The organism is Massilia cavernae (assembly GCF_003590855.1).
Lineage (GTDB): Bacteria > Pseudomonadota > Gammaproteobacteria > Burkholderiales > Burkholderiaceae_D > Telluria_A > Telluria_A cavernae.
Window position 1 is genome coordinate 13038 of record NZ_QYUP01000110.1, and the last position, 22683, is coordinate 35720.

The window sequence follows — 22683 nt, forward strand, 5'->3', positions numbered from 1 at the left end:
AATACCAGTATTCATGCCCGGAGCAAACGCATGACGGGTCAACAAGAATGATCGCCATGGCGGGGTGTCTGGCTTTATAATCCTCGTCTGAAAATAAATATCGCGTCGCGCGCCGCCGCTTTCAAACAGGAGTAATACATGGCATCAGTTAACAAAGTCATCATCGTCGGCAACCTGGGGCGCGATCCGGAAATTCGCTACATGCCAAGCGGCGACGCCATCGCGAACATTGCAGTAGCAACCTCGTACAAGTCGAAGGACCGCAACACCGGCGAGCAGAAAGAGCTGACCGAATGGCACCGCATCTCGTTCTTCGGCCGTTTGGCCGAGATCGTTGGCCAGTACCTGAAAAAGGGTTCGTCGGTGTACGTCGAAGGCCGCCTGCAGACCCGCAAGTACACGGACAAGGACGGCGTCGAGAAGTACGCAACCGACATCATCGCTGAAAACATGCAGATGTTGGGCGGCCGCCAGGGCATGGGCGGCGACGCCGGCGGCGGCATGGACGAAGGCTACGACGCGCCTCCGAGCCGTCCTGCGCCACGTCCGCAGCAGCAGGCGCCGGCCGCACCGGCGCCACGCCCCGCTCCGCGTCCGGCGCCGAATTTCTCGGATATGGATGACGACATTCCGTTCTAACGCCTGTCGGCATTATTTCGAAAAAAATCCCGGTGACTCGCGAAAGTCATCGGGATTTTTTTTCGTTTGTGGGATTACGGAGTTGGAAAATTTAGCCCTTGCTCGAATTGTGACAAGAGATCGGATGCGGTTTCCGGCCCAAACTCCGCGAACCGTTGTGCCATGTGTACGACCAGCCGTTCGCGCTTGCGCATATCCTCAAGTACAGCGAGAAGGGCATTGCGTGAGCGCTCCTCCAATATCAGTCGAGTGTCGAGGCCGAGCAATCTGGCGCCTGCCAGGCTCGGATCGAATCCGCATGCCTCCAGGATTGCGAATTCTTCGTCGTACAGCCGTTGCTCATTCCCAGCCTCATGGTAGTGGCCCAATATGAAGAAGAGGTCTTGAGCGTCGCGATTATCAGAAAGGCCTCTGTCGTTCCACGAAAGCAGCTTAAGCGCGACCAGTCCGGGTATCGAAACAACCCGGACGACAAGTTGATCGCCGACGTCGACTTCGAGTGAGAATCTTAACGCTTCGGCGTATGCCGTGACATTCATGACCACATTCATGTCGGGTGGCCAAGCGATTTCGTGCGGTTTGTGTTCGACTCCCCCGAACGGGATCAGGTCCAATGGGAATGCCGTTCCGAATTCTGCCAGCTTGTAGTGCAAACGATGTGCATGGCGATCGGCAGCTTCAAAATCGCCTGTGTTGATGAGTGCATTCTTCAGAACATCAAAGGAATGCCAATCCTCTAATGCAACCGCGAAATCTACATCATGCGTTGCACGTCTCGTCTGAATCCCGAACACATGGGTCATCATGACATCCCTCGCGGTTGCTCCCACCAGGAAATAGCTGTAGCCGAGCTGCGCCGTCGCGAGATGCAAGGCCCGGAGGATAGCAAGGATTACTGGATTGAGCGGGCGGTCTGCGCTAACTGCGTACATTTTGCAGAACCTCCGCCGCAATGAGCTTCGCCACAGCGAGATTTCTCGAATCGTTTGTTCCAAGCAGATCCGCGTAGATCAGGGGGAGCGGAACCGTCGGGAAGCTCTCGGTGAAAAAGTCCATGTTCCAGAAGGCGTGGACAATCTCGATAGGGCCGCTCGGATCCGCCTTCAATTTGAAATCCTTGACCATCGCATGCAATGCGCCCGGGGCATCCATGTCGATATAGACGGTACATGTTTCAGGTTTCAAGTGCCCCGTTTGAATCGCTGCCGCAGCCTCGCCACCCCACCCCCATGCTGACTCACGATATCCTGGATTCCAGCGTGCGCTGAACTCGGCCGGGCTTGGACCCCGAAAGCGATATGTCTTGAGTTTCGGTTTCAACCGCCCCAGGTAACCGGTGGCCCATTCACTCAGCAGCAGGTCTGGAGCCGCGATAATGCGCTTTCCATTGGGAGCCTTTGCAATGAAACCCCTTGCTTCCAAGGTTTCGAAAACTTTGCCGATTGCCCCAGTGGAAACCCGAACTGCGACTGAAATGTCGCGGTAAGCCGCGTTTAGCATGGATGGATCGGCCAGAAAAGCGAACATCATCCTCAAGGCGGCGGGAGTAATGGTCGAGCCTTCCAGCGCGAAACGGCTGCTATCATCGGCCCGGCGTCCGCTGATGAAGATGTACAAACCGTTCCCGTCGTTGATGAATGCGTTGCCGGCGGTATCGATAAACTGGATTCCGAGTTCGCGGCAGGTAGCGGCAAGTTCATTGCTTAGCGTCGAGGTAACGAGCAAACTAGCTTTTGTGACATCGCCCCTAGCCTTCATATCGCGAAGGACGGCATGTCTGTCGATCTTTGTCTTCACCTTGCAGTCGTACTTTAATCTCCGCCCTTCAATTTCCAGGTGAACCAAGGCATCCCACTTCCTTTCCTTGTGGGGATGTACTTCACTGTGGAGGGCCACAAAGCCGCGTAACGCATGCACGGCGCAGTTGATGAGTTCGATATCGCCCGTGGCCAACAGGCTGAAAGCATCTTCGTTCATATTTGATCTCGCTTCACGTAACGTGAACTGGATAAAATTATGAACGAAATCTCATGATTGTTCAATGATTTTAAAATTTCACGTCACGTGAACGTGCCGTATTATTGAACAGAGCAAAATATGCCAAGTGTTGAAAAACGCGAAGCCACTCCCCGGGCTTCGCTACTTCTTCAGGGACGTCTTGCCGTTAGCATTGCGCGATACGCACCCAGCAGCCGTCAGTCCGTCACTACATGCCACACGTCCTTCATTTTGTCGCCGGTCTTGTCCCCGGCTTTCTTGTCCTTCACGAAGGTGTACAGCGGCTTGCCCTTGTAGGCGACCTGCTTGCTGCCGTCGTCGCGCGTGATGGCAGTGTAGGGCGCGTCCAGCTTGGCGTCGCCGGCCATGACGGGCGGCCAGTTCGCGGCGCACTGGCCGGAACAGGCGCTTTTGCCGGCGCTGTCCTTGTCATAGGTGTAGACGGTCATTCCCTTGCCATCGACCAGCATGCCGCCGGCTTTCTTGACTGGTGGCTCTGAAGCGTGGGCTGAAAGGGTAAAGAGGGTGAAAAGGACTGCAGTACCAAGGCTGACTGATTTCATGGAAGTCTCCTGTGAAAAATCGAGTGCGAGGACCGGTTGTTGTTGAACTGCCCGGCCATTCTAGCGCAAGAAATTGGCCATAGACGGCGAACTTTGAGTCACTTTGGACCCGATTCCATTCCGGCCAGTTATAGCCACATCGGCAAATTTCATTAGCCGACCGATAACACCGGGCGTAACCTTCATTGGCAAAATTGCAAAGGGCGCATATGTCGAGACCATATGCTTTTCCACCTAAAGCGAAAACAAAAACCATGAAGACGCTAATCCTGGCGGTCGCCGCCTTGTGCGTGGCGACTGCCGGCTATGCTCAATCCATACCGCCGAAACGCGAAATGCGCGGCGTGTGGGTCAGTACCCACCTGAGCCTTGACTGGCCGAACCGCCTGCAGACGCCGGCCCAGCAGCGTGCCGCGCTCCTGACTATCCTCGACCACAACAAGGCAACCGGCATGAATGCCGCTTTCCTGCAGGTGCGCAGCCAGTCGGATGCGATGTATCCAAGTGCGCTCGAGCCCTGGTCGTATTACCTGACGAATCAACAGGGCGCGGCGCCTAATCCGGCCTGGGACCCGCTGCAATTCGCCCTCGATGAATCGCGCAAGCGCGGCCTCGAACTCCACGCCTGGATCAATCCGTACCGCGCGGTGGCAACCCTGGCCAATGCCGGCAACACCGCGCAATACGGCCCGACCCACGTGTCACGCACTCGGCGACAACCCGGTCGTCCTGACTGCGACCGACAAGGCCGGCAACACGGCATCCGCTCCAGCGGTGGTCCGGGTCGAGGGCGCCGTGCCGGCTCCGGCAATCGCCGTCAGCCGCACCGATGCGACGCCTACCGGCCAGCCTGCCAACACCATCGTGCTTGGCTACGGCGCCCAGAACGTGACGCTGACCGCATCGGATACCGCGGCGGGCTCCTCCAGCGGATTCATCTGGACGCCGGGCGATGGCCTGAGCAGCGCCAACGGCGCCAGCACCGTGTTCACGCCATCGGCGGCAGGCAGTTACGCGTTCCGCGTGCAGGTTGCCAACCAGAATGGCTGCCGTGCCGAAAGCTCAGTGACGATCGCGGTGATCGACGCCAGCTGCAAAGGAAACAAGGTGCTGGTCTGCAAAACGACCGGCAGCGGCAAGTCCCACGAGATCTGCGTGTCGGACAACGCCGTGCCGGCTCACCTGAAGAATGGCGCCGTGCTGGGTGCGTGCAGCTGATCATCAGGACGTAAAGCGTTTTCCCGCCTGCCTGGACAGTCATCTTGGCAGGTTTTCCCCCGGCGGCCTCAGGCCGACCGGGTTTTTTTTCGCCTGCCGGTGCGGTAAGACATGGCTTCGCCGCAGGCCAGACAATCGGCCCGGCTTGACGGTATGATGTGCGCACCGCCCTCAGAAGAGTTACGAAAAATGCTGAAAACACCGCACTCGTTTACGCCCTTGATGGATCCGAAGCCTTCTTCCAATCCCCTGAGCTTTATTTTTCATGAGGGCAAGCTGCTGGTGCGCGCCGAAGACCTGGCGCTTCCCGATGCTGCGCTGACTGACGCGCTGAAGGACGGCACCGGCGGGATGCAGCCGCTGGGCATGTTTGACGGCCGCTATTGCCAAACCACCTGGGCCACTAGCGAATCGGTCGCGCCTGCGGGTTACGAGTGGCGCGGCCTGCGTTCGCTGTTCGGCGGCTGGGACGAAGACTTGCTGGGACTGGCCGGGCGCGCGTCGCAGGTGGCCGAGTGGGCGCGTACCCATCGCTTCTGCGGGGCCTGCGGCTCGGCGATGGAAAAAGTGATGGGTGAGCGTTGTTTCAAGTGCGCCAGTTGCGGCATGACGGCTTATCCCCGCATTTCGCCGGCGATGATGGTGTTGATCCGCAAGGGCGACGCCTACCTGATGGCGATGCACAAGTTCTCGCCCAGCAAGCGATTCACGCCGCTGGCGGGTTTCCTGGAGGCCGGGGAGTCGATCGAGGAGGCGGTGCACCGCGAGGTGTTCGAGGAAGTCGGCCTGCGCGTGCGCAACCTGAAGTATTTCGCCAGCCAGTCGTGGCCGTTCCCGCATTCGCTGATGATCGCGTTTACCGCCGACTACCTTGACGGCGAGATCCGCATCGACGCCAACGAGCTGTCGGAAGCGCGCTGGTTCGGGCCGGACGACGAATGGCCCGAACGCGTGCCTCACATCTCCGTATCAAGCATCCTGGTCGACGCTCACCGTCCCGGTAACTGAACGGATCTTGTTGCGCTGTTCCGGCTTGACGCCGGTGCCGCGCACCTGCACTGCCTTTTGCAGCAGGTCGAACCAGAACGGCGCGCCGAACAGGGCGGTGGACGCGGTCAGCAGCCAGCCGGCCACCTGCATCGCGAAGTCGGCGTCGAATTTCGTCGGGAAGCTTTGCCAGCCGATCGGCAGCGTCCGCAGGGCATCGATGGCGCCCTGGTTGAGCGTGTCGGCCGACAGCTGGGCCGCGAGGGCGGGCTGCTGCCACAGCGTGCGGAACAGGTGGATGCTGTCGATGTTGAACAGTACCGCCATCAGCAGCGACAGTGCCAGGCTTACCATCAGCGACTGGCGCTTGTACGCGCCCGACACCCGTTCCATGGCGTTGTCGAACCAGCCTTCCAGCGATGATTGCAGCTTGGCCAGGTCGCCGTTGGCCTGCCGGTAGACGCTTTGCAGCGCGCGCCGCACCTGTTCGTCCGGGACGGCGTCGATGTCGCGGCCAAGCTGGGCCCAGTCGCCGGGAATGGTCTGGATGGTGTCCAGCAGCGCGGTGGCGAACTGTTTTGGCTCTATATAGGATGGCTTGTGTTTCAGCGCGCCTTCGTCGCCGGCGGTGCCGTCGTCGTGCGGGTTGACCAGCGCATGCGCGTACAGCGCCCGCGCCAGCGCGTTGAAGCCGGGGTCGTTGAGCATCGTCTTGACGCCCTCGAGCAGGGTGCGCGCGCGCAGGCGCAGGACGGAGGCGATCGCTTCCTGCAGCGTGCTGACGATCAGCGCCACCGCGGCATAGCAGAAGGTGAGGCCGACTGCCACTTCCAGTACAGTGCTTCCAAACATGGCGTTCTCCCGGGGTGGACGGACATGCCCACTACGCTAGCGCGGAGCTGCGGCCGATGAGTCCGGCTAGCGCAAGGAACCCGTTGCATTGTCGACAAGTATCGGATTCCAGGCATAGCCGCCATGCCCTTGCCCCGCGGGTCAGGGATCGCCGTTTTCTATATACTGTCGGCAATCGAAAAATTTAGGGTTGAAAATTATGTCCAAGGAAGCCTTCTCCGAACAAGACTGGCGCCGTTTTCTCGCCAGCCTGGGTGAAGACCCCGACCGTCCTGGCCTCGTCGAGACGCCGCACCGCGTATCCAAGGCATGGAAACAGTGGACGGCGGGCTACGACCAGAATCCGGTGGAGCTGCTGAAGGCCTTCGAAGACGGCGCCGAGCAGTACAACGAGCTGATCGTCGTGCGCAACATTCCCGTGTACAGCCATTGCGAACATCACCTGGCGCCGTTCTTCGGCAAGGCCACGGTCGGCTACCTCCCGAACGGCAAGATCGTCGGCCTGTCCAAGCTGACCCGCCTGGTCGACTGCTTCTCCAAGCGCCTGCAGGTGCAGGAACGCATGACGATCCAGATCGCCAACGCGCTGATGGAAGTGCTGGAACCAAAGGCGGTCGGCGTGGTCGTCAAGTGCCGCCACCTGTGCATGGAAAGCCGCGGCATCCGCACGCCGGGCGAAGAAACCATCACCTCGGCCATGCTGGGCGAGCTGCAGCCTAACCTGGGGCTGCGCACCGAATTCCTCGCACTGGCTCGGGACGCCTGATGGACCGGGGCGGCGTCGACTGGTTCAGCGGCCCGCCCGCTGAAGCGTTTGCCAGGGCCCGCGCATCGGGCCGCCCGGTTTTCCTCTACTGGGGCGCCAGCTGGTGCCCGCCGTGCAACCGGATCCGCGCCGGCGCCTTCGCGCGCCCGGACTTTGCCGAACTGGCGCAATCCTTCGTCGCCCTGCACATCGACGGCGATGGGCCCGGCGCCCAGCAATTCGCGGAACAATTCCGGCTGCGCAGCTATCCAACGCTGGTGGTGTTCCGTCCAGACGGCACCGAAGTAACGCGCCTGCCGTGCGAACTGGCGCCGAAGCGTTTCGTCGAAACGCTGGCGCTGGCACTCGATGCGCGCTATCCCGTGGCGCAGTCGCTCAGCGCGGCCTTGTCGCGCGAACGGATTTTGTCCGACGACGAATGGCGCCTGCTTAGTTTCTATTCGTGGGACACCGACGAGCAGCAGGTGCTCAAGAATCTCGATTTCGCCGCAGCGCTGGCGAGCATGACGCGCGCCTGCACCTTGCCGGCAGCCGCGGTGCGCCTCGACTGGCACGCGCTGCACGCCGCCGCAATGGGCGGCAAGTCGGGCATCGACCAGCGCGCCGCGATTTCGCGCCTGTGCGAGGCGCTGGCCGATCCCGTAACCGTATGCGTGCAGATGGATCTCGTGATTTCCCACGCGGTCGACATGGTGTGCTTCCTGACCGAGTCCGACACCAGCGCCAGGACGGAATTCGCGCAGGCGTGGGCAGCTGCGCTCGATATGCTGGAAGCGGACCAGACGCTGTGCGTGACCGACCGGCTGTCGGTGCTGCGTGCCAGGGTGCGGATGGCGCGCCTTGGCGCACCCGGCTCCGGCCTGGAGCAGCACGTCAGGTCGCGCGTGGCGGCCGCGCTCGCCGGCGAGATGGACGCGGCGCTGCGCCACGCGTTGCTCAATTCGGCGGCCGGCGTGCTGGCCGATGCCGGCATGCTCGATGAAGCGGAAGCCTTGCTGGAAGCTGAGCTGGAACGTTCGCACTCGCCGTTCTACTTCATGCACAACCTGGCCGCGATCTCCAAGAAGCGCGGCGACGCGGTGCGCGCGGTCAATTGGTACGAACAGGCCTGGAACCGTGCGACCGGCCCAGCCACGCGCCTGCAATGGGGCGCTACTTATTTGCAGGGGCTGGGCGACTTCATGCCGCACGACGCCGGCCGCATCGACCGCTTGTCGGGTCAGATCGTGGATGCGCTTGCCGACATGCCGGACGCATCCTGCCAGCGCAACCGCACCCAGGTGCAGCGCATCGCCGCCAAGCTGGCGGTGTGGCGCGGCGACAGCAAACATGCGGAAACCTTGCGTCAGGCAGCGAGCCGTATAGCGAGCTGATTCACGGTTATCGCCAGTTTTGGCGGTGGCGCGGGAACCTGTTCCGTGTTTTCGCCTCCAAGGATCATTGGAGGTGCGAATGCGATGGCCATACCGGAATTCGCGACTGAGGTCTCGCGCGAAGAATTCGAAGCCGCCCGCGGCATGCTGGAAGCGGCGCGCCGCAAGACGCGGCCACGCAAGCATGACCTGTACGACGTGTTCAACGCGGTGCTGTACTTCCTGAACAGCGGCAAGTCGTGGCGCAGCCTGCCGCCGGAGTTCCCGCCGTGGCGCACCGTGCACGAATACTTCAAGCAATGGACCCTGACCAAGGGCGACGAATCGTCGCTGCTGGAGCTGGCGCTGGACAAGGCCGGGCGGCCGCAGTCGGTGCAGCAGTTGAAGGATTTGTTGGCCCAGAGGCGGGAGTAGGGAAGGCTGCCGCCTTACTTCGCCGCCTTCTCAAACACCATCTTCCCATCCACCATGGTGTACAGCCCCACCGGCTCCCCCAGCGCTGCCGGCGCGGGCGCCGGCAGCATCGTGCAGTTCTGCGTCTCAAATTGCCACAGGCGTGACCCCGCGCGCAGGCTGTACACATTCTCGCCCGGTGAAAACACCTCGATATCCATCTCCGCCAGCGGCAGCGCGCCCAGCTTGAACTGGCGCTGGCAATCCGGCCAGCGCGCCGCCACCACGCTCACGTCGACCTCTTTCTTCCAGAAATAGTCCTGGATCACGCGCACGGTGAGCGTGTGATCGTTGCCGCTGATGTAGTGGGTGGCCGAGCCCTTGACGCAGCCAGCCAGCAGCAGCGGCGCCAGTAGTATCCATGTCCTGCGCATGTGAGCATCCTTGCAATGTCGTTGGCGCAGTATAGATTGCCAGTTCACGCTGGGCAACAAACTCAGAATTCGGTGCCGAGCGTGATCGCCGCCATCCGGTGGCGCGGCACCGGAATCGTCGCACTGAATTCGCGCGAACGCCGCGTGACCTTTAACTGGACGAACCACGGACCGTGGCTGGCGGTCCTTGTATCCGGGAAGTCGAGCCGCATGCCCACCATCAGGTCGGTGACGAAATTGCGGCGCTTGACCTTGCGGTCGTTGTGGAACAGGCGCCCATCCAGGAAAATGCTGCGCGCCATCACCCGGCTTTCGACCACGCCGAACGTGGTGCATTGCAGCCAGCGCACCATGCAGGTGGTCAGGCCGAAGCGTTGCGGCGCAAGCTTGTTGCCGATGCCGGGAGGCGGCGGCGACACGTCGGGCAGGTCCTTGCCGACCACGACCGCCAGCCCGCCCGCCGCATAGCTCATGATGTTGCCTGCCGCCAGGCGCCAGTAGCCTGCGGTGTTGACTTGAATGTCGTCGCCGAACGTGGCCGACAGGCCGTCGATGGCGGTGCGCCGCTCCGCGCTGGCCATCACGGCAAGCGATCCGCCGACCTGGTTGTGCCAGCCCTGCGGCAGCGGGCGGTCGAGCATGCGGTGGAACAGCTTCTGCGCGTCCTCCGCCAGCGAGGCCGGCCCCGTCACGCCAGCCTGTGCGGTCAGCGTGGTCAGCGTGCGGCGGTCAGGCGACAGCAGCGCGTAGGACTGCTCGACGTACAGCAGGCCCGCCCAAGGCCGGTCCAGCGGCTGCGGCGCGGCCACGGTGATGTCGTTCGGCGTGTACATCAATTGGCCGAAGTTGGTCTGGGTGGTAAGCAGCGTGCTGCCTTCGCAGCCGAGCGGGCCGCAGGCGCGTTCCGTCAGACCGCGCACGAATCGGCCGCGCCGGTCGCGCGAGCCTTTGACCGAGAACTGCACGCCGTTGGTGTAGTAGCGGTCCGTGTCGAACATCATGTCGTTCTCGAACGTGCCGAAGTGGACGATTTCCTGGCGCGCCGGTGCGGGTGACTGCGCGCTGGCGGCCCCGCAGCAAAGCAGGCATACCGCGATGGCGGCGCGGCGGGAGAAGGCAGGGATGACGGAAAACAGCGACATGGCAGCACCGCCTTTCCATTGTGTGACGACCGATCAGCTCGATTGTAGGCATGGGTTTCCGGCCAGCCTTGCCATTGCTCATATCGCGCCCCGACTACCGTGGTCATGAATGCTTCAGCATCCACCGAAAAGCAGGTGTAATATGTTCTACGTTTTCATTCGAACAACTACGACAGGAGCGCGGGATGGCGAAGCTGAACGTGAATGGCAGTGTGCGTGAATTCGAGGCGGAGGATGACACGCCGCTGCTATGGGTGCTGCGCGAGCAGCTCGGCCTGACCGGCACCAAGTACGGCTGCGGCGTCGCTGCCTGCGGCGCCTGCACCGTCCACATCGACGGCGAACCTACCCGCAGCTGCGTGCGGCCGGTATCGTCGGTGACCGCGTCCCAGAAGATCGTCACCATCGAAGGCCTGTCGAAGGACGGCTCGCACCCGGTACAGAAGGCCTGGGCGGCGCTGGACGTGCCGCAGTGCGGCTTTTGCCAGTCGGGCATGATCATGGCCGCCACCGCGCTGCTGAAAGCCAAGCCGAAACCGACCGACGCCGATATCGACGCGGCGATGACCAACATCTGCCGCTGCGGCACCTACAACCGCGTGCGCGCCGCCATCAAGGTGGTGGCAAAGGGCGGCGACGTGAAGAGCGCCGGCCTGGCGATCCAGCACGTGGGAGAAAAAGCATGAGCGCCGCTACCGCACCGGCATCGGCTTCCCGCCGCGGCTTCCTGAAAAAATCGGCCGGCACCGCCGCCAGCCTGGTGGTCGCTTTCCACATTCCGTTTGCCTCCGACGTGTCGGCACAGGATGCCGCCGCCACGCCTGAGGTCAACGCCTGGGTGGTGGTAAAGCCGGACGACACCATCGTCATCCGCATCGCCCGTTCCGAGATGGGGCAGGGAACGCTGACCGGCCTCGCCCAGTTGGTGGGCGAAGAGCTGGAATGCGACTGGAGCCGGGTGACCACCGAGTACCCGACGCCGGGCGAAAACCTGGCGCGCAAGCGGGTCTGGGGCAGCTTCTCGACCGGCGGCAGCCGCGGCATCCGCGAATCGCACGAATACGTGCGCAAGGGCGGCGCCGCGGCGCGCATGATGCTGGTGCAGGCCGCAGCCGAGGGCTGGAAGGTGCCGGTGGCCGAGTGCCGCGCCGCCAACAGCATCGTCACGCACGTGCCGACCGGCCGCACCATCAGCTACGGCAAGCTGGCCGGCGCCGCGTCCAAACTGCCCGTGCCGACCGAAGTGGCGCTCAAGGACCCGAAGGACTGGAAGGTCGCCGGCAAGCGCCTGGCGCGGCTGGACACGGTGGAAAAGACCACCGGCGCACAGGTCTACGGCATGGACATCAACATGCCCGGCATGCTCAATGCCGCCATCAAGGATTGCCCTGTCTTCGGCGGCAAGGTTAAGAGTTTCGACGCCTCCGCCATCGAAAAGCGTCCGGGCGTGAAGCAGGTGATCCAGGTGGGCGACTCCGCCGTGGCGGTGGTTGCCGATACCTGGTGGCGCGCCAAGACCGCGCTGGACGCACTGCCGATCGAATGGGACAAGGGCCCCAACGCCAAGCTGTCGAGCGCGGACATCGCCGCCATGCTCAAGGCCGGCTTGGACGCGAATGACGCGGTGGTGGGCAACCAGAACGGCGACGCGCGCGCGGCCATCGCCGGCGCGGCGCGCAAGGTGGAGGCGGTGTATTCGTACCCGTACCAGAACCACGCCACCATGGAGACCATGAACGCCACGGCGAAGTGGACGCCGTCGCGCTGCGAAGTGTGGACACCAACCCAGAACGGTGAAGCCGCGCTGGCCGCGACATCGGAGGCATCGGGCCTGCCGCCGGCGCAGTGCGAGGTGTACAAGGTGCACCTGGGCGGCGGCTTCGGCCGGCGCGGCGCCACCCACGACTGGGTGCGCCAGGCGGTGCTGATCGCAAAGGAACTGCCCGGCACGCCGGTAAAGCTGATCTGGTCGCGCGAAGAAGACATGATGCACGGCCGCTACCACCCGGTCACGCAGTGCAAGCTGACTGCCGCGCTTGACGCCAAGGGCGAGATCACCGGGCTGCACATGCGCATTTCGGGCCAGTCCATCCTCGCCTCCGTGCTGCCGCAGAATATCAGGGACGGCAAGGACCCGGTCGTGTTCCAGGGCCTGAATGCGGGCGGCGGCGAAGCCATGATCGGCTACACCTTCCCTAACCTGCTGGTCGACCATGCGATGCGCAATCCGCCGGTGCCGCCGGGCTTCTGGCGCGGCGTGAACCTGAACCAGAACGCGATCTACCTCGAGTGCTTCATCGACGAGATCGCACACGCCACCAAACAGGATCCGCTGGCGCTGCGCCGCAAGCTGATGGCCAACCATCCGAAACACCTGGCCACGCTGAACGCGGTGGCCGAGCGGGTCGGCTGGAACAAGAAGCCGGCCAAGGGCGTGTTCCGCGGGCTGGCGCAGACACACGGCTTCGGCAGCTACGTGGCCGCCTGCGCCGAGGTCTCGGTCAGCAAGGACGGCAAGCTGAAGATCCACCGCATCGTCGCGGCCACCGACCCCGGCCACGTCGTCAATCCGCAGCAGATCGAAGCGCAGGTGGAGGGTTCCTTCGTGTACGGCCTGTCGGCCGCGCTGTACGGCGCCTGCACGGTGAAGGATGGGCAAATCGAGCAGGACAATTTCAGCAGCTACGAGGTCATGAAGATGGATGCGATGCCGAAGGTGGAAACCGTGATCGTGCCGTCGGGCGGCTTCTGGGGTGGGGTGGGCGAGCCGACGATCGCGGTGGCCGCGCCGGCGGTGCTGAATGCGATCTTCGCCGCCACCGGTAAGCGCATCCGCGACCTGCCGCTGAAGAACCACAGCCTGAAGCGGACCTGACGCGGGTGATGCGATGCGACTTGCCGCCACATTGTTCCTCGCCGCCGCGGCCAGCGCCGCGTGCGGAGTGGCGCATGCCGCGTATGTAGTGAAAGGCGATGCGATTCCCGCATCGCTGACCGGCACGCCGGGCGACGCCGCACGCGGGCGCGCCATCGTCGCCAACCGCCAGCTTGGCCTTTGCCTGCTGTGCCACACCGGGCCGATTCCCGAGGAACGCTTCCAGGGCACGCTTGCACCGGACCTGGCGGGCAGTGGCGCGCGCTGGTCGGCGGGCCAGCTTCGGCTGCGCATCGTCGATGCGGCCCGGCTCAACCTGGCCACCATCATGCCTGCGTATTACGAAACCAAAGGCCTGGCGCGCGTTCCGCCCGCCCTGAAAGGCAAGACTATCTTCACGGCGCAGCAGGTGGAAGACGTTGTCGCATGGCTGGAGACGCTGCGATGAGCGACGCGCTCGACAACACCCGCCGGCGCCTGCTGTCCGCAGGCGTTGGCATGCTGGCGATTGCGGTCGTGGGGCCGGTGATGGCGACGCCGGAAGAGATGGCGTCGGCGATTGCCGCCTTCACCGGCGGCGCCGCGCCAACGGCGGGCAAAGTAACGCTCGATATCGCCCAGCTGGTCGACAATGGCAACGCTGTTCCAATGACTGTCAGCGTCGACAGCCCGATGACCGCAGCCGACCATGTGACTGCGATCGCAGTGTTCAACGAACGTAATCCCCAGACCGACGTGGTCAAATTCACGCTTGGCCCACGCAGCGGCAAGGCCGTGGTGTCGACCCGCATTCGGCTGGCGACTTCGCAGAAGCTGGTGGCGGTGGCGCGTCTCTCGGATGGCTCGTTCTGGTCCGGCAGCGCCGATGTGATCGTCACGCTGGCGGCATGCATCGAAGGGGAGGCCTGAATGGCGAGCGCACTGATCACCATGCCCGCGCAGGCAAGGCGCGGCGAAGTCATCGAGATAAAGGCGCTGATAGCGCATCCGATGGAGACGGGCTTCCGTCCCGGCGCGGACGGCAAGGTGCTGGCGCGCGACATCATCCGCCGCTTTACTTGCCTGTACAACGGGCAGCAGGTGTTCGGCGCCGAACTGCATCCGGCGATTTCGGCCAATCCTTACATCGCGTTCTTCACGGTGGCGACTGAAAACGGTACGCTGGAATTCCGCTGGGAGGGCGACAACGGCTTCTCCCAGGCCGAAACGCGGCCCATCACGGTGATGGGTTAAGCCATGCGGCGCCGCGCCTTCGTCCTCGTCACGGCCTGCATCGCGGCGGCAGCGATGGCAGTGGAGCCAGGCCAGCGCCGCTCCGGCTTTGATTTCATGAGCGAATCGACAAGGACCATGCAGCGCGACGACACCCAGAACCCGGCGATGCTGTGGGTAAGCGAGGGCGAAGCGATGTGGCAGGCCAAGGCGGGCAAGGACGGCAAGTCCTGCGCCAGCTGCCACGGCGATGCGAAGTCCACTATGCGCGGCGTGGCGGCGCGCTTCCCAACCTTCGATGAATCGGCGAACGGCGTTATCAACCTGGGGCAGCGCATCAACCAGTGCCGCAAGGGCATGCACGCCGAGCCGTTCAAGCCGGAGAGCCGTGAGCTTCTCAGCCTCGAGAGCTACGTCGCCATCCACTCGCGCGGCATGCCGGTCAATCCACCCGCCGACAAGCGCCTGCGCGAGCCCACCGAACGGGGCAAGCAGTTATTCTTCCAGCGGATAGGCCAGTTGAACCTGTCGTGCGCGCAGTGCCACGACGCCAACTGGGGCAAGAAGCTTGGCGGCAGCACGATCCCGCAGGGGCACGCCAACGCCTACCCGATCTACCGGCTGGAATGGCAAGGCGTGGGATCGCTTCAGCGCCGCCTGCGCAACTGCATGAGCGGCGTACGCGCCGAAGTACCGCCCTACAACGCGCAGGAGCTAGTGGAGCTGGAGCTGTACCTCGCCGCGCGCGCGAAGGGCATGCCGATCGAATCGCCGGGCGTCCGGCCATAACCAGGAGGGAGTTCATGAACAAGCTGCTTTGCCTGCTGTTGTTTGCACCTGTCCTTGCCGCCGCTTCGCCCGTTGGCGAGCGGCTGTATGCGACCTGCGTGGCCTGCCACGGGACCAACGGGAAACCGGCGGGGAACGCGCTGCCGAAGCTGGCGGGGCAACCGAAGGAAGCGCTGGTGGCGTCGATGCGCGCCTTCCGGGACGGCACGCGGCCCGCGACCATCATGCACCAGATCTCGAAGGGCTATACCGACCAGCAGGTCGAGCAGATAGCCGCCTTCCTGGCTTCACAAAAACCATAAGGGGGATAGCCATGAAACGTCGCGAATTCATATCCGCCGCCGCGCTGGTTTCACTCACCGGCTGCGCCAGCATGACAGGGAAGGCCAGGCCGCATGTGCTGGTTGTAGGGGGCGGCTATGGCGGCGCAAGCGCCGCGCGTTACATCCGCATGTGGAGCGAGGGAAGCATCGACGTGACCATCGTCGAGCCGGAAGCGCAGTTCGTCTCCTGTCCGCTGTCCAACCTTGTACTTGGCGGCTCGCGCCAGATTGCCGACCTGACGATGCCGCGCGATGGACTCGCGAGCCGCTACGGCATTCGCATCGTCCGCGACAGCGTCGAAGCGATCGACGCGCAGAACCGCACGGCGCGGCTGGCGGGTGGCCAGATATTGACGTTCGACCGGGCGATCCTGTCGCCCGGCGTCGAGCTGCTGTGGGACGGCATGCCCGGCATGGCGAAGGCAGGCGCGCATGAGGCGGTGCTGCATGCGTGGAAGGCCGGGCCGCAAACCGTGGCGCTGCGCGCGCAGCTGGAGGCAATGCCGGACGGCGGTGTCTTCGCGCTGGCGATTCCCCTGGCGCCGTACCGTTGCCCGCCCGGCCCGTACGAGCGCGCATGCCAGGTCGCGCACTATTTTCAGAAGGCGAAGCCGCGCTCGAAGGTGCTGATCCTCGATGCGAACGACGACGTGGTGTCGAAAGGCGCATTGTTCAAGCGCGTCTGGACGGAACGCTATCCCGGCATGATCGAATACCGCAACAACTTCAAGACGGTGGACGTGGATGCCGGCGCACGCACGGCGATATCCGAACTGGACGACAAGGTGCGCGCGGATGTGCTGAACCTGATTCCGCCCCAGCGCGCGGGAAAGATCGCGGTGCAGGCGGGCCTCGCCAACGCCAACAAGCGCTGGTGCGAAGTGGACTTCCTCAGCTTCGAATCGACCCAGGCCAAGAACATCCACGTGCTGGGCGACGCCATCCAGGTGGCGCCGATGATGCCCAAGTCGGCCCACATGGCCAACCAGCACGCCAAGGTGTGCGCCGCAGCCATCGTGGATATGTTCGCCGGTGGCGCGCCGAATGCCGCGCCGATGCTGACCAACACCTGCTACAGCTTCGTCTCGGACAAGGACGTGATCCACGTGGCGTCGGTGCATGCGTACGACGCCGCGAAGAAGACGCTGCTGGCCGTGCCGGGTTCAGGCGGCGTCTCCACTGCGGCCGCCGAACTCGAAGGCGTCTACGCGATGAACTGGGCGCGCAACATCTGGTCGGACACGCTGGCGCTGGACGCCTAGCGCCTGCGCCATTTTTTCGCCCACAAGGTGTTCATCAGCGGCGTGACCGTCATGCCGTGCATGACGATGGAAAGGATGATCGTGACCACGGTTATCTGGATCAGGTCCTGCGCCAGATGGCCGGGAAGGCCGTGGTTAATGGCGAACATCAGGTAATACAGCGAGCCGATGCCGCGCACGCCGAACCAGCCGGTGATCGAGCGGACGCGCATCGGCTCGCTGGAGCCCACCAGCCCAAGCAGGATGCTGACCGGCCGCGCGATCATGAACAGGAAGAACGCGGTGCTGACCGCGCGCCAGTTGAAGTCGGTGGCGGCGACCATCCCGCCCAGCAGCAGCACCAGCGTCAGCTCGGACAGGCGCTCGATATGCTCCTTGAACACCAGCGCTTCGGCGCTGACGGTGAGCGGCATGTTGTGCCCGTGGCTGTAGTCGCCGTCGGCAGCGTCGTGGGTATCTGCCACCAGCAGTCCCTGGCGATCCTTGTGGGCGCCGGACAGGATCAACTCGGTCTGGCGCAGCGCCACACCGGCGAAGAATACGGCCAGGAAGCCCCAGGCGTGCAGCAGCACGCTCAGGCCGTAGACCACGCCGATCAGGCCGAGGCCGACCAGGTCGTCCAGGACTTCGTGTTTCGGTTCGCGGCCGCGCAGGTTCCAGCCAAGGCGGCCGAGCGCCGCACCCGACGCGAGGCCGACCGCGATGGCCGCAGCCGTCGCCCATACCACGTCGATGGCCACCCAGCGCCATCCGAACTCGCCCAATTCGTGCGCGCCCAGCAGGCCCAGGCCCAGCATCACGAACGGGAAGGCGGCGCCGTCGTTCATGCCCGCTTCGCAGGTGAGGGCGAAGCGCAGGCGGTCGCGGTCGTCGGCGTGGCGCACCTGCACGTCGGTGGCCAGTACCGGATCGGTGGGCGCGAGTATGGCGCCAATCAGCACGCCCGCGCCCAGCGGCAGGCCAAGCACCAGGTGGGCGAAGCCGGCCACCATGCCCACGCTGATGGCCATCGACAGGAAGGCCATGCGGATCGCGGGCGACCAGCGCTTGCGCGTGATCGGCACCGGCATCTTGACCCCGGCGGAGAACAGCGAGACCAGCACCGCTATTTCGGTCAGCGTTTCGAGCAGGTGCGATTGCTCGGTGGGGGAGAAGCTGAACATGCCGAGCATCATCGGTCCAAGGATCAGGCCGACGGCGAGGTAGACCATGCTGGACGTGACCGGCAGGCGCGAGATGAACGTTGCGGCCAGGCCGCGCGCCAGCATCAGGCAGCCGATAAGGATGAACCAGTGAATTGTTGTCATGTCCGTCGTTCGTGATGCGTCTTGCTAAGATCGTACCGGGAATGTCTTTACTCCTCCGTACGATCACACACCTAAAATTTCCGCGAGGCTTGCCGGCGTGCCGGGCACCGCGCCTAGCCGATTTTTGCGATGATCGGGTCTCGCAGCATGAAGCGGAGGAATCATGAAGAAAGACACCTCCTACGAGGTCATCCACAACGAGGGGGCCGCCCGATCAAGATGTGGACCAAGGGAGTCCCGGTGGACGAGGCCGCCAAACAGCAGCTGGCCAACACGGCAAAGCTGCCCTTCATCTACAAGCACCTCGCCGTGATGCCGGATGTGCATCTGGGCAAGGGATCGACCATCGGCAGCGTGATCCCGACTACGGGCGCGGTGATCCCGGCCGCGGTGGGCGTCGACATCGGCTGCGGCATGATGGCCGCCAAGACCACCCTGACCGCGAAAGACTTGCCGGACAACCTGTCCAAACTGCGCAGCGCCATCGAGCAGGCGATACCGCACGGCATGTCGCCGAAGACGCGCAGCTTCAAGGGCCCGGACAAGGGATCGTGGAACAAGGCGCCGTCGGCGGTGGACGCGGGCTGGATGAAGCTCAAGGACGAGTTCGACGAGATCGTCCGCAAGCGTCCCAACCTGCGCAACACGAACAATTACAAGCACCTCGGGACGCTGGGCAGCGGCAACCACTTCGTCGAAGTGTGCCTGGACGAGGAGGGCTTCGTCTGGCTGATGCTGCACTCGGGTTCGCGCGGCGTGGGCAACGCCATCGGCACCCAGTTCATCGAGCTGGCCAAGCAGGACATGCGCAAGCACCAGGTCAACTTGCCCGACCAGGACCTGGCCTACCTGTCCGAAGGTACGCAGCACTTCGACGACTACATCCAGGCGGTGGGCTGGGCGCAGAAGTTTGCCCGCATCAACCGCGAGGTGATGATGCAGAACCTGATCGCCGCGCTGCGCACCGTGATTACCAAGCCGTTCGAAACGCATGTGGAAGCGGTGAACTGCCACCACAACTACGTGCAGAAGGAGCAGCATTTCGGCCGCGATGTGCTGGTGACGCGCAAGGGCGCCGTGTCGGCGCGCGCAGGCGAGCTGGGCATCATCCCGGGCTCGATGGGCGCCAAGAGTTTCATCGTGCGGGGCAAGGGAAATCCGGAAAGCTTCAACAGCTGCAGCCACGGCGCGGGGCGCCTCATGAGCCGCACCGAGGCCAAGCGCCGTTTCACCATCGACGACCACGTGGGAGCCACCAGGGGCGTCGAATGCCGCAAGGATGCCGGCGTGATCGACGAGATTCCGATGGCTTACAAGGACATCGATGCGGTGATGAACGCCCAGCAGGAGCTGGTGGAGGTGGTGCACACGCTCAAGCAGGTCGTGTGCGTGAAGGGCTGACCCGCCCTGCGTCAGCGCTGGAAGGCGCCCACGTCGTAGCGCGCGATCTTGCGCGCCTTGCCGTTGATGTCGACTGGCGGCGTTTGCGCCGAGATGCCCTTGCCGATACCGGGCGAGCTTGGCAGCAGGCGCAGGTCCGGCACCGCGTTGGGCTTGCCATAGCTGACGAACTGCGGCGCCTGGCTGATCGTGCCGGTGTGCTTCAGCCCATTGCGCAGGGCCCAGTCGGCCAAAGGATTCTGGAATACCAGGTTGTTGCGGTAAGTGTTGTTCTTGCCGGTCCAGCCGTGTTCGGTGATGCCGAACTTGTTGTCGAACACGATGTTGTTGTGGACCCTGGTGTAATCGTTGGGACCCTTGGTGTGATAGTAGTCGCCGCCGCCGACCAGGATGCCGCTGGTGGAGGCGACCACGGTGTTGTTGGAAATGGTGGCGCGATTGGCGTCGTGCCACAGCTGGATGCCGGCGCCGCCGATGGCGTACACCACGTTGTTCTGGATGCGGCCGGTGGTGTTCAGGTAGATGCCCTTGGTGTACTTGCAGCCTGGCGTGCCGACGTCGTGCACGCTGTTGCCGATGACGTCGGAATTGACGCCCTTGTAGTAGCTGTCGACGCCGATGCCGGAAGCGCCCGCCCCGCCGCAGCCCGACCGGGTGGCGATGTGCTGCACCTGGTTGTTCCTGATCGAGACATACGAGCCGCCGTTGTAGATGCCGTGCAGCCATGGCATGCCGGTGATCGACCCGCGGCCGTCGACGTCGAAGCCGACGATGTCGACATGGCTGCCGCGGTTGTCCCAGGCGGTATGCGTTGCCGACTTCACCGGTGGCACGATCTTCGCGCCCCACCTTACCGTCGACACGTACGTGATGCGGGCATTTGCCTCGCCGCTGATGGTGGTGCGGAATCCGCCGGCGTAGGTTCCCTTGCCGACGTGGACGGTGGTGCCGGGAACGGCAACGCTTGCCGCGTGCTGGATGGTCTGGAAGGGGGAGGATTCGGTGCCGGGGTTGCTGTTGGAGCCATCCGGCGAGACGTAGTAGTTGTACTTGGCGGCCGGTGCCGGCATGCTGCCGGAAGGCGCCGCGCTGGCGGCATTTGCCAGCAGGACCACAAGGCCGATGCAGATGAGGGCGCCGGTACAGAGAGTTCTCGCAAAACGGAAGAATGCATTCATTAGTTTGTCCTCGCAGCCTGGGCGGGCCGCACCAGCACGGCCGCGCGAACGACAAGCGGAGGCCTTGGACGACCTCCGCGGAAAACTGGAGGCGGGTGTTGGAATCGAACCAACTTAGCCAGCTTTGCAGGCTGGCGCATTGCCATTTTGCTACCCCGCCATCGATACCAAGTTTCTACCTTTTTGATGGGGCCGCAGTGTACGTGGATCAAACATTGGCTTGACTGCGCGCAGGCGCAACAGTCGGGTTGTAAATGACACGCAGGAAAAAGTTTCCCCACAGGCAATCGAGCGCGCGCAAAGATAGTACACAGCTAGACTGTCGCGTAGACCGGGATATAAATCCGACATTGTTGCCTATTCTGCGGAGACCGAAATGCTGAAGTCCATACTTGTGAAGAGTTTGCTGAGCGCGGCTATTCTTGGCGCGCTGGCAGCGCCGATGGCCGTGCAAGCGCAAAAGGCGGGCATGAACACGCCGGCCGCAAGCTCGCTGAACAAGACCGACTCGGCCATCGCGATGGACATGGCGCGCACCAACATGGCGGAAGTCGAGACGGGCAAGCTGGCCGTCAGTAAAACGAAGAACGCCGGCGTCAAGGCCTTTGCCCAGCGCATGATCGACGAGCACAGCCAGGCGCTGAACGATGTCACCCAGCTTGCGCAGGACAAGGGCATCAACCTCCCGACCGAGCCGGACGCGAAGCACAAGGCGATGGCAGCCAGGCTCAGCAAGCTGAGCGGTGACGCCTTCGACCGCGAATACATGAAGAGGGCCGGCGTGGAGTATCACACCAAGGTGCTGGCCGCGCTCAAGAAGCAGGAAGCGAAGGCCAGGGACCCGGACGTGAAGGCACTGGCCGCGAAGATGCTGCCGATGGTTGAACAGCATCTCGATTCCGCAAAGGGCATGTCGAACACCACAAAGAAATGATGATCGACCTAGACGGCTCTCAAGGCGAAGGCGGCGGCCAGATCCTGCGCACATCGTTGACGCTATCCATGATCACCGGAACCCCGTTTCGTGTGAAGAACATCCGCGCCAACCGCGCCAAGCCTGGCCTGATGCGCCAGCACCTGGTCGCGGTGCAGGCTGCGGCAGAAGTATGCGGCGCCGACGTATCGCACGCCGACGTCGGCTCCCAATCCCTCGAATTTCGCCCCGGCCCCATCAGGGGCGGCGACTACAGGTTCGACATCGGCACCGCAGGCAGTTCGACGCTGGTGCTGCAAACCCTGCTCCCGGCCCTGCTTTATGGCGACAAGCCATCGGCGGTAACCGTCATCGGCGGCACGCATAACCCCATGGCGCCGCCGGTGCAGTTCCTCAAGCGCGCATATGGCCGCGTGCTGGCGCAGATGGGCGCCACGGTCGAAATCCACCTCAAGCGGTTCGGGTTCTATCCTGCCGGAGGAGGCGAGGTCTTGGCCGAGGTTACGCCTTGCCCGCAATTGCGCGTGATCGAAATCATGGAACGCGGGCCTCAGCGCGAACGCTATGCCGAAGCAGTGCTGTCAAACCTGCCGCCTTCGATCGGCCAGCGTGAACTGGACATCGTCGGCGCGAGGCTTGGATGGCCCGACGACCACCTGCGGCTGATCCACCTCACCGAACAGCATGGGCCCGGAAACGCGCTGATGATCACCGTGGAATACGAACACGTCACCGAGGTATTCAGCGCAATCGGCGACAAGCGCGTGCGCGCCGAGGCGGTGGCCGATGCAGTGGTCAATGAGCTGAAGGACTATCTCGATTCAACGGGCGCATTGGGCGAGCATCTTGCCGACCAGGTGATGCTGCCGATGGCGCTGGCCGGAGGTGGGCGCTTCACGCTTCATCGGGTGTCGCAGCATGCGCTGACGAATGCAGACGTGATCGGCCGCTTTGTCCCGGTCAAGATCGGCTTTGAACAGTCGGACGGGCGATGCGTTTGCATCGTTGAGAAGTCATCGCTATAAAAAAAGGTTCAT

At 63.5% G+C, this 22683-nt stretch carries 25 protein-coding genes, 1 tRNA gene and 1 pseudogene; 18 read left to right on the top strand and 9 right to left on the bottom strand.

Annotation, left to right across the window (positions count from 1 at the left end; genetic code table 11):
* The first annotated feature begins 138 nt into the window (after positions 1-138).
* Positions 139-639 (top strand): single-stranded DNA-binding protein, encoded by a 501-nt coding sequence (ssb, locus tag D3872_RS11330; RefSeq protein WP_119810868.1) that lies wholly within the window; start codon positions 139-141, stop codon positions 637-639.
* A 74-nt stretch (positions 640-713) separates the two neighbouring features.
* On the opposite strand, the gene D3872_RS11335 is transcribed toward ssb, so the two are convergent.
* From D3872_RS11335 to D3872_RS11345, 3 genes are all read right to left on the bottom strand, one after another.
* Positions 714-1571, bottom strand: a complete 858-nt coding sequence (locus D3872_RS11335) for a nucleotidyl transferase AbiEii/AbiGii toxin family protein (protein ID WP_119810869.1) — start codon at positions 1569-1571, stop codon at positions 714-716.
* Positions 1558-2616 carry a type IV toxin-antitoxin system AbiEi family antitoxin gene (locus D3872_RS11340; RefSeq protein ID WP_119810870.1) on the bottom strand — a complete coding sequence of 353 codons (1059 nt, stop codon included), beginning with the start codon at positions 2614-2616 and terminating at the stop codon, positions 1558-1560. The genes D3872_RS11335 and D3872_RS11340 overlap by 14 nt, the downstream gene beginning before the upstream one ends.
* Before the next feature lie 218 nt (positions 2617-2834).
* Positions 2835-3200: a COG4315 family predicted lipoprotein gene (locus tag D3872_RS11345; protein ID WP_119810871.1), complete on the bottom strand. Its 366-nt coding sequence runs from the start codon at positions 3198-3200 to the stop codon at positions 2835-2837.
* Between the two features lie 335 nt (positions 3201-3535).
* Here D3872_RS11345 and D3872_RS27470 point away from each other — a divergent pair.
* The 3 genes and pseudogenes from D3872_RS27470 to nudC form a co-directional block, all read left to right on the top strand.
* Positions 3536-3832: pseudogene (locus tag D3872_RS27470) on the top strand (family 10 glycosylhydrolase); the annotation flags it as partial.
* Between the two features lie 31 nt (positions 3833-3863).
* The gene (locus D3872_RS26450; RefSeq protein WP_229459277.1) at positions 3864-4418 is read left to right on the top strand and encodes a PKD domain-containing protein; all 555 of its coding nucleotides are present in this window, start codon (positions 3864-3866) and stop codon (positions 4416-4418) included.
* Between the two features lie 189 nt (positions 4419-4607).
* Positions 4608-5426, top strand: a complete 819-nt coding sequence (nudC, locus tag D3872_RS11355) for an NAD(+) diphosphatase (RefSeq protein ID WP_119810873.1) — start codon at positions 4608-4610, stop codon at positions 5424-5426.
* On the opposite strand, the gene D3872_RS11360 is transcribed toward nudC, so the two are convergent.
* The gene (locus D3872_RS11360) at positions 5388-6257 is read right to left on the bottom strand and encodes a hypothetical protein (RefSeq protein WP_119810874.1); all 870 of its coding nucleotides are present in this window, start codon (positions 6255-6257) and stop codon (positions 5388-5390) included. The genes nudC and D3872_RS11360 overlap by 39 nt on opposite strands.
* Before the next feature lie 199 nt (positions 6258-6456).
* Here D3872_RS11360 and folE point away from each other — a divergent pair, with 199 nt between their 5' ends.
* From folE to D3872_RS11375, 3 genes are all read left to right on the top strand, one after another.
* Positions 6457-7023, top strand: a complete 567-nt coding sequence (gene folE / locus D3872_RS11365) for a GTP cyclohydrolase I FolE (RefSeq protein WP_119810875.1) — start codon at positions 6457-6459, stop codon at positions 7021-7023.
* Positions 7023-8396 carry a thioredoxin fold domain-containing protein gene (locus tag D3872_RS11370; RefSeq protein WP_119810876.1) on the top strand — a complete coding sequence of 458 codons (1374 nt, stop codon included), beginning with the start codon at positions 7023-7025 and terminating at the stop codon, positions 8394-8396. The genes folE and D3872_RS11370 overlap by 1 nt, the downstream gene beginning before the upstream one ends.
* Before the next feature lie 84 nt (positions 8397-8480).
* Complete coding sequence (locus D3872_RS11375; RefSeq protein ID WP_119810877.1) at positions 8481-8810, top strand: transposase; 330 nt, start codon at positions 8481-8483, stop codon at positions 8808-8810.
* Between the two features lie 14 nt (positions 8811-8824).
* Here the strand turns inward: D3872_RS11375 and D3872_RS11380 are convergent, their stop codons facing one another.
* Positions 8825-9223 carry a hypothetical protein gene (locus D3872_RS11380; RefSeq protein WP_119810878.1) on the bottom strand — a complete coding sequence of 133 codons (399 nt, stop codon included), beginning with the start codon at positions 9221-9223 and terminating at the stop codon, positions 8825-8827.
* 62 nt (positions 9224-9285) lie between these two features.
* Positions 9286-10365: a lipid A deacylase LpxR family protein gene (locus D3872_RS11385; protein ID WP_119810879.1), complete on the bottom strand. Its 1080-nt coding sequence runs from the start codon at positions 10363-10365 to the stop codon at positions 9286-9288.
* A gap of 185 nt (positions 10366-10550) precedes the next feature.
* Between D3872_RS11385 and D3872_RS11390 the strand changes: the two genes are divergently transcribed.
* Genes D3872_RS11390 through D3872_RS11425 form a run of 8 tightly spaced genes read left to right on the top strand, consistent with a single transcriptional unit; the run spans position 10551 to position 16826 of the window.
* Positions 10551-11051 carry a (2Fe-2S)-binding protein gene (locus D3872_RS11390; protein ID WP_119810880.1) on the top strand — a complete coding sequence of 167 codons (501 nt, stop codon included), beginning with the start codon at positions 10551-10553 and terminating at the stop codon, positions 11049-11051.
* Complete coding sequence (locus D3872_RS11395) at positions 11048-13240, top strand: xanthine dehydrogenase family protein molybdopterin-binding subunit (RefSeq protein ID WP_119810881.1); 2193 nt, start codon at positions 11048-11050, stop codon at positions 13238-13240. Before D3872_RS11390 ends, D3872_RS11395 begins: the two co-directional genes overlap by 4 nt.
* Positions 13241-13253: 13 nt before the next feature.
* A complete protein-coding gene (soxX, locus tag D3872_RS11400) occupies positions 13254-13688 on the top strand; it encodes a sulfur oxidation c-type cytochrome SoxX (protein WP_182915781.1) in 435 nt (144 codons plus the stop codon).
* A complete protein-coding gene (locus D3872_RS11405) occupies positions 13685-14149 on the top strand; it encodes a SoxY-related AACIE arm protein (protein WP_119810883.1) in 465 nt (154 codons plus the stop codon). Before soxX ends, D3872_RS11405 begins: the two co-directional genes overlap by 4 nt.
* Complete coding sequence (soxZ, locus tag D3872_RS11410; RefSeq protein ID WP_119810884.1) at positions 14150-14473, top strand: thiosulfate oxidation carrier complex protein SoxZ; 324 nt, start codon at positions 14150-14152, stop codon at positions 14471-14473.
* 3 nt (positions 14474-14476) lie between these two features.
* A complete protein-coding gene (gene soxA / locus D3872_RS11415; RefSeq protein ID WP_119810885.1) occupies positions 14477-15241 on the top strand; it encodes a sulfur oxidation c-type cytochrome SoxA in 765 nt (254 codons plus the stop codon).
* A gap of 14 nt (positions 15242-15255) precedes the next feature.
* Entirely contained in the window at positions 15256-15543 is a 288-nt protein-coding gene (locus D3872_RS11420; protein WP_119810886.1) for a c-type cytochrome, read from the top strand.
* A gap of 11 nt (positions 15544-15554) precedes the next feature.
* The gene (locus D3872_RS11425) at positions 15555-16826 is read left to right on the top strand and encodes an NAD(P)/FAD-dependent oxidoreductase (RefSeq protein WP_119810887.1); all 1272 of its coding nucleotides are present in this window, start codon (positions 15555-15557) and stop codon (positions 16824-16826) included.
* Here the strand turns inward: D3872_RS11425 and D3872_RS11430 are convergent.
* The gene (locus tag D3872_RS11430) at positions 16823-18133 is read right to left on the bottom strand and encodes a cation:proton antiporter (RefSeq protein ID WP_119810888.1); all 1311 of its coding nucleotides are present in this window, start codon (positions 18131-18133) and stop codon (positions 16823-16825) included. The two genes, D3872_RS11425 and D3872_RS11430, sit on opposite strands and share 4 nt — an antisense overlap.
* Before the next feature lie 219 nt (positions 18134-18352).
* Between D3872_RS11430 and D3872_RS11435 the strand changes: the two genes are divergently transcribed.
* The gene (locus D3872_RS11435) at positions 18353-19534 is read left to right on the top strand and encodes an RtcB family protein (RefSeq protein WP_370660963.1); all 1182 of its coding nucleotides are present in this window, start codon (positions 18353-18355) and stop codon (positions 19532-19534) included.
* Between the two features lie 11 nt (positions 19535-19545).
* Here D3872_RS11435 and D3872_RS11440 read toward each other — a convergent pair whose 3' ends face one another.
* Both D3872_RS11440 and D3872_RS11445 read right to left on the bottom strand, forming a co-directional pair.
* On the bottom strand, positions 19546-20712 hold the full coding sequence (locus D3872_RS11440; RefSeq protein WP_119810890.1) for a DUF1565 domain-containing protein: 1167 nt from the start codon (positions 20710-20712) through the stop codon (positions 19546-19548).
* Between the two features lie 86 nt (positions 20713-20798).
* Positions 20799-20872, bottom strand: a tRNA-Cys gene (locus tag D3872_RS11445).
* A gap of 216 nt (positions 20873-21088) precedes the next feature.
* Here D3872_RS11445 and D3872_RS11450 point away from each other — a divergent pair.
* Together D3872_RS11450 and rtcA are read left to right on the top strand one after the other, a co-directional pair.
* A complete protein-coding gene (locus tag D3872_RS11450; RefSeq protein ID WP_119810891.1) occupies positions 21089-21646 on the top strand; it encodes a DUF4142 domain-containing protein in 558 nt (185 codons plus the stop codon).
* Complete coding sequence (gene rtcA, locus D3872_RS11455) at positions 21646-22671, top strand: RNA 3'-terminal phosphate cyclase (protein ID WP_119810900.1); 1026 nt, start codon at positions 21646-21648, stop codon at positions 22669-22671. Before D3872_RS11450 ends, rtcA begins: the two co-directional genes overlap by 1 nt.
* Positions 22672-22683: the final 12 nt, after the last annotated feature.

Excerpts from the sequence above, each read along its gene's own strand:
- ssb (WP_119810868.1), top strand. The coding sequence starts at position 139 with ATGGCATCAGTTAACAAAGTCATCATCGTCGGCAACCTGGGGCGCGAT.
- D3872_RS11335 (WP_119810869.1), bottom strand. The coding sequence starts at position 1,571 with ATGTACGCAGTTAGCGCAGACCGCCCGCTCAATCCAGTAATCCTTGCT.
- D3872_RS11340 (WP_119810870.1), bottom strand. The coding sequence starts at position 2,616 with ATGAACGAAGATGCTTTCAGCCTGTTGGCCACGGGCGATATCGAACTC.
- D3872_RS11345 (WP_119810871.1), bottom strand. The coding sequence starts at position 3,200 with ATGAAATCAGTCAGCCTTGGTACTGCAGTCCTTTTCACCCTCTTTACC.
- D3872_RS26450 (WP_229459277.1), top strand. The coding sequence starts at position 3,864 with ATGCCGGCAACACCGCGCAATACGGCCCGACCCACGTGTCACGCACTC.
- nudC (WP_119810873.1), top strand. The coding sequence starts at position 4,608 with ATGCTGAAAACACCGCACTCGTTTACGCCCTTGATGGATCCGAAGCCT.
- D3872_RS11360 (WP_119810874.1), bottom strand. The coding sequence starts at position 6,257 with ATGTTTGGAAGCACTGTACTGGAAGTGGCAGTCGGCCTCACCTTCTGC.
- folE (WP_119810875.1), top strand. The coding sequence starts at position 6,457 with ATGTCCAAGGAAGCCTTCTCCGAACAAGACTGGCGCCGTTTTCTCGCC.
- D3872_RS11370 (WP_119810876.1), top strand. The coding sequence starts at position 7,023 with ATGGACCGGGGCGGCGTCGACTGGTTCAGCGGCCCGCCCGCTGAAGCG.
- D3872_RS11375 (WP_119810877.1), top strand. The coding sequence starts at position 8,481 with ATGGCCATACCGGAATTCGCGACTGAGGTCTCGCGCGAAGAATTCGAA.
- D3872_RS11380 (WP_119810878.1), bottom strand. The coding sequence starts at position 9,223 with ATGCGCAGGACATGGATACTACTGGCGCCGCTGCTGCTGGCTGGCTGC.
- D3872_RS11385 (WP_119810879.1), bottom strand. The coding sequence starts at position 10,365 with ATGTCGCTGTTTTCCGTCATCCCTGCCTTCTCCCGCCGCGCCGCCATC.
- D3872_RS11390 (WP_119810880.1), top strand. The coding sequence starts at position 10,551 with ATGGCGAAGCTGAACGTGAATGGCAGTGTGCGTGAATTCGAGGCGGAG.
- D3872_RS11395 (WP_119810881.1), top strand. The coding sequence starts at position 11,048 with ATGAGCGCCGCTACCGCACCGGCATCGGCTTCCCGCCGCGGCTTCCTG.
- soxX (WP_182915781.1), top strand. The coding sequence starts at position 13,254 with ATGCGACTTGCCGCCACATTGTTCCTCGCCGCCGCGGCCAGCGCCGCG.
- D3872_RS11405 (WP_119810883.1), top strand. The coding sequence starts at position 13,685 with ATGAGCGACGCGCTCGACAACACCCGCCGGCGCCTGCTGTCCGCAGGC.
- soxZ (WP_119810884.1), top strand. The coding sequence starts at position 14,150 with ATGGCGAGCGCACTGATCACCATGCCCGCGCAGGCAAGGCGCGGCGAA.
- soxA (WP_119810885.1), top strand. The coding sequence starts at position 14,477 with ATGCGGCGCCGCGCCTTCGTCCTCGTCACGGCCTGCATCGCGGCGGCA.
- D3872_RS11420 (WP_119810886.1), top strand. The coding sequence starts at position 15,256 with ATGAACAAGCTGCTTTGCCTGCTGTTGTTTGCACCTGTCCTTGCCGCC.
- D3872_RS11425 (WP_119810887.1), top strand. The coding sequence starts at position 15,555 with ATGAAACGTCGCGAATTCATATCCGCCGCCGCGCTGGTTTCACTCACC.
- D3872_RS11430 (WP_119810888.1), bottom strand. The coding sequence starts at position 18,133 with ATGACAACAATTCACTGGTTCATCCTTATCGGCTGCCTGATGCTGGCG.
- D3872_RS11435 (WP_370660963.1), top strand. The coding sequence starts at position 18,353 with ATGTGGACCAAGGGAGTCCCGGTGGACGAGGCCGCCAAACAGCAGCTG.
- D3872_RS11440 (WP_119810890.1), bottom strand. The coding sequence starts at position 20,712 with ATGAATGCATTCTTCCGTTTTGCGAGAACTCTCTGTACCGGCGCCCTC.
- D3872_RS11450 (WP_119810891.1), top strand. The coding sequence starts at position 21,089 with ATGCTGAAGTCCATACTTGTGAAGAGTTTGCTGAGCGCGGCTATTCTT.
- rtcA (WP_119810900.1), top strand. The coding sequence starts at position 21,646 with ATGATCGACCTAGACGGCTCTCAAGGCGAAGGCGGCGGCCAGATCCTG.